Source organism: Catenibacterium sp. AM22-6LB, from assembly GCF_003435615.1.
Taxonomy (GTDB): domain Bacteria; phylum Bacillota_I; class Bacilli_A; order Erysipelotrichales; family Coprobacillaceae; genus Catenibacterium; species Catenibacterium mitsuoka_A.
On the sequence record NZ_QTUM01000085.1, the window covers coordinates 1 to 6,741 of the forward strand.

At 33.9% G+C, this 6,741-nt stretch carries 7 protein-coding genes and 1 riboswitch; of the genes, 4 read left to right on the forward strand and 3 right to left on the reverse strand.

The annotated features are described in order from the left end of the window. Window positions 1–127 precede the first annotated feature (127 nt). The 4 genes from DW269_RS11880 (at window position 128) to DW269_RS11895 (ending at window position 3,813) form a co-directional block, all read left to right on the forward strand. Complete coding sequence (locus DW269_RS11880) at window positions 128–1,879, forward strand: aminopeptidase P family N-terminal domain-containing protein (RefSeq protein WP_117460169.1); 1,752 nt, start codon at window positions 128–130, stop codon at window positions 1,877–1,879. Window position 1,880: 1 nt separating this feature from the next. Continuing rightward, window positions 1,881–2,801: an aldo/keto reductase family oxidoreductase gene (locus DW269_RS11885; RefSeq protein ID WP_117460171.1), complete on the forward strand. Its 921-nt coding sequence runs from the start codon at window positions 1,881–1,883 to the stop codon at window positions 2,799–2,801. Window positions 2,802–2,813: 12 nt separating this feature from the next. After that, window positions 2,814–3,431, forward strand: a complete 618-nt coding sequence (locus tag DW269_RS11890) for a flavodoxin family protein (protein WP_117460173.1) — start codon at window positions 2,814–2,816, stop codon at window positions 3,429–3,431. A gap of 109 nt (window positions 3,432–3,540) precedes the next feature. Then, on the forward strand, window positions 3,541–3,813 hold the full coding sequence (locus DW269_RS11895; RefSeq protein ID WP_117460175.1) for a hypothetical protein: 273 nt from the start codon (window positions 3,541–3,543) through the stop codon (window positions 3,811–3,813). Window positions 3,814–3,835: 22 nt separating this feature from the next. Here DW269_RS11895 and DW269_RS11900 read toward each other — a convergent pair whose 3' ends face one another. The 3 genes from DW269_RS11900 to DW269_RS11910 all read right to left on the reverse strand — a co-directional run bounded on the left by DW269_RS11900 (window position 3,836) and on the right by DW269_RS11910 (window position 6,476). Further along, a complete protein-coding gene (locus tag DW269_RS11900) occupies window positions 3,836–4,813 on the reverse strand; it encodes a Gfo/Idh/MocA family protein (protein ID WP_117460177.1) in 978 nt (325 codons plus the stop codon). An 11-nt stretch (window positions 4,814–4,824) separates the two neighbouring features. After that, window positions 4,825–5,847 (reverse strand): Gfo/Idh/MocA family oxidoreductase, encoded by a 1,023-nt coding sequence (locus DW269_RS11905; protein WP_117460179.1) that lies wholly within the window; start codon window positions 5,845–5,847, stop codon window positions 4,825–4,827. A gap of 152 nt (window positions 5,848–5,999) precedes the next feature. After that, window positions 6,000–6,476: a QueT transporter family protein gene (locus DW269_RS11910; RefSeq protein WP_117460181.1), complete on the reverse strand. Its 477-nt coding sequence runs from the start codon at window positions 6,474–6,476 to the stop codon at window positions 6,000–6,002. Window positions 6,477–6,537: 61 nt separating this feature from the next. Continuing rightward, a riboswitch (PreQ1 riboswitch) is annotated at window positions 6,538–6,584 on the reverse strand. Window positions 6,585–6,741: the final 157 nt, after the last annotated feature.

The following is a 6,741-nucleotide window of genomic DNA, read 5'->3' on the forward strand; positions in this document are numbered from 1 at the left end:
AACTTGTTTTTAAGTTCGTCTTTTTTTATACGTTTTGATTGATTTTTGTTTCACACTTAATCATCTCCTAATTGTATTATACCTTATCTCTCTCATTTGTGTTAAACTTATCTTGGGTGATAAAAAAATGATAAAAGAATTACAGAAAAGATTAAAAGAACAAAATATCAAGTTCTATTATGTGCCTACTGATGATGATCATCAGAGTGAAATTGTAGGCGAACATGACCAGTTTAGAAAGTATCTAAGCGGCTTTACTGGTTCTGCAGGTGTCCTAGTTGTAGGACAGAAAGAAGCATGGTTATGGACTGATGGACGTTATTTCATTCAGGCAGAAAAAGAACTCTATCCTGGTATTAAACTCATGAAGATGGGTAATGCAGATGTTCCTAGTGTGAAGGATTTCCTCATTGATCATCTTGATGATGGTGATGTACTTGGCTTCAATGGTAAAGTAACAACTGCTTCATTTATCATTGATTTAGATGAAGATAGAGAAACTGATTTTGAATTAAAAGACATTGATATGACTGATGTATGGACAAATCGTCCAGAACGTTCTCATGAACCTGCTTATATCTATGATGTGAAGTATCATGGACAAAGCACAGCACAAAAACTTGAATGGATTCGTGGTTATATGGAAGAAAATGAATGTAATGCGCACATCATTACATCATTAGATGATATTGCATGGACATTCAATATCAGAGGTAAGGATATTCCTCATTCTCCAATGGCTATGGCATTTAGTATTATTACTTTAGATAACGCTTATTTATATCTTCAGGATGGTACTTATGATGAAGCGATGATTGAAGCTTATAAGAATGATGGTGTTGAAATCCGTTCTTATGATGATATCTATCTAGATACAAAGAGATTAAGTGGTCAGGTACTTGTAGATTTAAGTGCTATTAACTATGCCATTTATTCATTTATAGACTGTGAAATCATGGAAGGATCTAACCCATCTCAATACTTCAAGAGTATTAAGTCAGATGTAGAAATTGAAAATACAAAGCATGCCCATTTAAAAGATGGTGTAGCAATGACTAAGTTCATGTATTGGTTAAAGACTTCTATGCCTGATGATGCGACTGAATGTTCTATTACTGATAAGTTATTAGGCTTTAGAGAAGCACAGGAATTATTTACTGATATTTCATTTAATACAATTACTGCTTATAAAGAAAATGCGGCATTAATGCATTATCATCCATCTCATGAACATGATGTTCATGTTAAAAAAGAAGGTATGCTTCTTATTGACTCAGGTGGACAGTATTTAGATGGTACAACTGATATTACACGTACATTCATCTTAGGTAAAATCAGTGAGACTGAAAGAAAATACTTCACATATGTATTAAAGGCTATGTTGAAGATGCAGGAAGCTGTTTTCTTATATGGTGCAAATGGTATCTGGATTGATGGTCTTGTAAGACATGAGTTATGGAAGCAGCATATTGATTTCCAGTGTGGTACAGGTCATGGTGTTGGTCATTTCTTAAATGTCCATGAAGGACCAAATGATATTAGACCACGTTTACGTGATCCACGTAAGCCTTCTGCAATTCAGGAAGCAGGTATGATTACAACGGATGAACCTGGTGTTTATATTGAAGGTCAGTTTGGTATCCGTTTAGAAAATGAATTATTATGTGTTGAAGATATCAAGAATGAGTATGGCCAGTGGATGAAGTTTGAACCTCTTACTTTATGTCCTATTGACTTAGATGGTCTTGATGTTTCTTTACTAACAACTGATGAAAGAGAAGCATTGAATAAGTATCATGAATTCGTAAGAGAATCATTAAAGCCATACTTAACTGATGAAGAAAATGAATGGTTAAAGACTTATACAAGAGGTATTTAATATGAAGTACTATGATCTACCAAAAACTGATTTAAAAGTATCTGAAATCGCCTTGGGCTGCATGCGTATTGCAGATAAGAGTATTGAGGAAGTAGAGGAACTTGTGAAGACTGCATTAGATTGTGGTATTAACTTTTTTGATCATGCTGATATTTATGGTGGAGGAAAGTCAGAAGAGTTATTTGGACAAGTTCTTGAAAAACATCCTGAATATCGTGAAAAGATGATTATTCAGACAAAGTGTGCCATTGTACCTGGGAAACGTTATGACTTTTCTAAAGAGTATATTATAAATGCCGTCAATGGGTCATTAAAAAGACTCCATACTGATCATGTAGAAATTCTTTTATTACATAGACCTGATGCATTATGTGACCCTCAGGAAGTGGCAGAAGCATTTGATGAACTGTATGTTAGTGGTAAGGTCAAATACTTTGGAGTATCTAATCATACACCAGGACAGATTGCCTTATTACAGAAGTATATTAAACATCCTATTATTATTAATCAGTTACAACTTTCTATTGTGCATTCTGTGATGATTGATAGTGGTATGAACATGAATATGAAGGAAGACTTTGCGATTGATAAAGATGGCGGTGTGCTTGATTATTGTCGTTTAAATGATATTACAATCCAGGCTTGGAGTATTGTGCAGGCATCCTGGGCTGAAGGGACTTTCTTAAATCATCCTGATTATAAGAAATTAAATAACGTTCTTGATGATCTAGCAAAGAAATATAATGTTACTCCTGCCACAATTGCGACTGCATGGATTTTAAGACACTCTGCCCATATTCAAGCAATTACTGGTACAACTTCTCCTAAACATTTAATTGAAACAGCAGAAGCTACGAATATCGAATTAACACGTCAGGAATGGTATGATCTTTATCTAGCAAGTGGTAAACCTTTACCATAAGGAGGTGAATCTATGAAAGTACTTATGATTAATGGAAGTTCCCGTAATAATGGCTGTACACGTGCAGCTTTAGATATTATGGCTGAAACATTCAAAGAAGAAGGTATTGAAACAGAAATCATCTTTATTGGCAATCAGCCTATTGCGGATTGTATGAACTGTAAGAAGTGTGTAACTGAACATCAATGTGTATTTGATGATGTAGTCAATGAAATCACTACAAAAGCAAAAGATTGTGATGGCTTTATCTTTGCCTCACCTGTCTACTATGCTCATCCGAGTGCAAGATTACTTGCAGTATTAGACAGAGCCTTCTATTCAAATAAGAGTGTCTTTGTCTATAAACCTGGAGCTTGTATCTTTAGTGCAAGACGTGCTGGACAGGTGGCAAGCATGGATGTTGTCAACAAACATTTCAGTATTTCTCATATGCCTATTGTATCTGCCAATTATTGGAATGAAGTCTTTGGAAGTGAACCTGAAGATGTATATAAAGATGCAGAAGGTGTTGCGACTATGCAGAATATCGCAAAGAATATGAGCTGGCTTCTTAAGTCTATTGAAGCAGGCAAAAAAGCTGGTCTTGAAAGACCAGAGCTCTCTACTGGACATACGAACTTTCATCATTAAGAGAAGAATTTTTCTTCTCTTTTTTATATATTTGTAAGCGCTTGTTATATTGACGATTGTTTATATGAGGACTAGAATACAGTTGTATATGGGGAAAGAAGGCATTTCAATGAGTAACTCTATCATGATGCGATTAATCAAATGTTTATCTGTAATTATGTTAGTGATTGGCTGTGTACAGCCAACCTCTGTACAGGCTTATTCACCTATTCTTACAGAAACAGTTCAAAATACAAATAATACAAATAAGAATGCTTCAGTCACAGTTCAAGGGAAAGAACAGCCTAAACAGAATACTTTAGAGCTATTTGTGATTACTGTCTTAGTCACAATTCTTATTCTATTTCTCATTGGATTAGTTCATAAGGATTTAAAGATATAAAAAAAGAGATGTTGAACATCTCTTAGTCAGCATGGAATATAACCCCTGCTTTTTTTCTTGCTTCAGTGAGTACTTCCATAACATCTAATGTATCCTGTAAAAGTGTAGCCATCTTTTCTTTATCATTTGTTTCAATGATTTTCTTTAATTCCACAAATTCATAATACATACGGTTATGTGGTCCGTTTTCGTTATAAGTCACTTCTTCCTGCTTATTAAAAGCCATTTGGAATTCAGTAATCTGACTTGATGGACTTCTCATGACAATATAACCTTCATCTCCCTGAATAGTAGAAGATAGCGGTGCCTGGCAATCCTTTGCAGCAACACAAACTGCTTTCATATAACCATAATCCATCACAAGTACACCTGATGTATCAATTCCTCTTTCAATATTAGGATAATAATTTACATTTTCAGGTTTACCAAAAAGTTCCATAATAAGATTGATGTTATAAACACCTAAATCCATTAAAGAACCACCTGAATGATTTGGATCAAAAGCAGGCGCAATATCTCCCTTCTTAAAACGATCATATCTTGATGAATACTGTGAGAAGTTAAAGTTAATCACACGAATATTGCCTAATTCCTTTACCTTTTCTTTTAATAGATATGTGTTAGGGAAGAAACGATTTGGAATAGCTTCTAAAAGGAACAAATCCTCTTTTTCAGCGATTTCCTTGAGTTCTAAGGCCTCTTTAAGATTAGTCGTGAATGGTTTTTCACATATTACGTTTTTACCTGCGAGAAGCGCTTTTTTAGACATAATGAAATGTAAATCATTTGGTACAGCTACATAAATAGTATCAATATCTTTATTTTCCAACATTTCTTCATAACTTAAATAATAACGTTCAATAGGATACTGAACACAAAGGTTCTTTAAGTTCTCTTCATTACGTGCTGAGATACCTAATAGTTCAATACCGCTTAATTCATTAAACATCTTTAAAAAGTCTTTAACGATCATTCCTGATCCTACAATACCTAATTTCATGATAGTTCCTCCTATTTTAATCCTTTAATAGCATCTTCTAATATCTTCATCTGTAATAATGTCTGCTCCTTAGTAACAAGCTGTGGCTTATGATTGATGATTGTTTCATACAATGCATCATAGTAGTAACCATAATCACCTTTTACTGTTTCTACCTTTTCTTCATGATAATGCCCTTCTTCATCATAGATAAGAGTGCCATAATCAGCTGGGGTATCTAAGCCAAAGTCCTCATGTTCATAAGGCATATAGAAATGTTTCAAATCCGCTTCCTGACGGTCTTTTTTGGTTTTAGTAAACATTCCCTTCTTACCATATAAAACAAAGCTAGGACGCTCTTTTATACGGAAATATGATGATTTTACTGAGACCTTTAGAGTTCCATAATAAAGATCTAAATCAAAATAATCATTCATACGTCCTGCACCTAATAATTGACGTACATCATAATGTGCATGATCTGGTTTACCAAAATAAGAGATCACCTGATCTAAGGTATGACAAGCATGACCATAGAGATAAGAATCAATTACTGAGAATTCATGAATGCTTTCTGGTACTTCTGGACGATAGTAATCAAAATGCATTTCTAATTCTAATAGATCCCCAAGTTTCCCAGATTCAATGACCTTCTGAACAGTTAAGAAGTCACTGTCAAATCTTCTATTTTGATAACATTGAAGCATGAGTCCTTTAGACTCAGCTAAATCAAATAGTTTTTTTGCCTGTGTATAACTAGATGCAAATGGCTTTTCTACTACGCAATGTTTTCCTGCTTCTAATACTTTCTTTGCATATTCATAATGAAGACTTGATTTTAAAGTCACTACTACAACCTGAATATCCTTGTCGTTGAGTAATTCATCTAGATTATCTGTGTAATGAATACCTTCTATTTTCTTCCAAGTATCAAAGTGAATAGAACGATTATAAATTGTTTTTACTTTTATTTTATCTTTTCTTGTAAGTATAAATGGCATATGGTAACGATTAGTGCTTTTACCATTTCCAATAAATCCAATTGTAAGTGTCATATAAGTTCCTCTCTTCTTTACTACTATTCTTTATTATTTAAAGATCAATTACAAGTATTCACATTAGAATCGTAAAAAAAGTACGCAATAGGTGTGAATAACTTTTTTAAGAGAGAACTAATAGTTCACAAAAAAAGAACCCGAAGGTTCTTTTATGCTTTAATAATCTTTAATACTGGTTCATTCTTTTCTAATAATCCAAATAAGAATGCACCGATTTCTAATACAACAACTTCACCTACAAATACATAAACTGCATTTAATAGGAATGGTGTATGGAATGCAAGTGTTAATTCAATACCAACAATGATACCGTTGATTAATCCACCTAAGATACCACCAACATAACGATTAGATACTTTGTTCATAGCAACTACTGCAAGTAAAGTCGCAAATGTACCAAATACCATATCATATGCACCAAGAGATGATGGAACGTTCGCAATGAAACATCCTAATACTAATCCTGGGATATATTTCTTATTGTAGAATGCAAGGAAGATCATTACTTCTGAAATTCTCATCTGCACCTGACCATAAGAAATTGGCGCTAAGCCGATAGTAAGTGCTGCATAGACTGCAGCGATGACTGCGTTTAGTGCAATCGTTTTAACGTCTAGTTTTTTCATATTCGATTTTCTCCTTCTTCTAAAGAACAGTTAGAAGCCAAACATCATGAATTATATTCATATGTTCTTAGTTTTTTATACTGGGTTTGGCTCTCGAACCAGTTCTCAACTACTATATCATTTATAGGTATAAGAGACAAGAAAAAGAGTAAAAAAAACGAGTCAAGCGGTACTTGACTCATCGGCTCATCGCATTTTTAAATTGCGACCTGGCAGCTTGCTATTGTCGCGTCTTCACACTATCGTCGCCGTTATGATGCTTAAC

Bases quoted from the DNA above. Each gene is read 5' to 3' on its own strand.
- DW269_RS11880 (WP_117460169.1), top strand. From the start codon at position 128: ATGATAAAAGAATTACAGAAAAGATTAAAAGAACAAAATATCAAGTTC.
- DW269_RS11885 (WP_117460171.1), top strand. From the start codon at position 1,881: ATGAAGTACTATGATCTACCAAAAACTGATTTAAAAGTATCTGAAATC.
- DW269_RS11890 (WP_117460173.1), top strand. From the start codon at position 2,814: ATGAAAGTACTTATGATTAATGGAAGTTCCCGTAATAATGGCTGTACA.
- DW269_RS11895 (WP_117460175.1), top strand. From the start codon at position 3,541: ATGAGTAACTCTATCATGATGCGATTAATCAAATGTTTATCTGTAATT.
- DW269_RS11900 (WP_117460177.1), bottom strand. From the start codon at position 4,813: ATGAAATTAGGTATTGTAGGATCAGGAATGATCGTTAAAGACTTTTTA.
- DW269_RS11905 (WP_117460179.1), bottom strand. From the start codon at position 5,847: ATGACACTTACAATTGGATTTATTGGAAATGGTAAAAGCACTAATCGT.
- DW269_RS11910 (WP_117460181.1), bottom strand. From the start codon at position 6,476: ATGAAAAAACTAGACGTTAAAACGATTGCACTAAACGCAGTCATCGCT.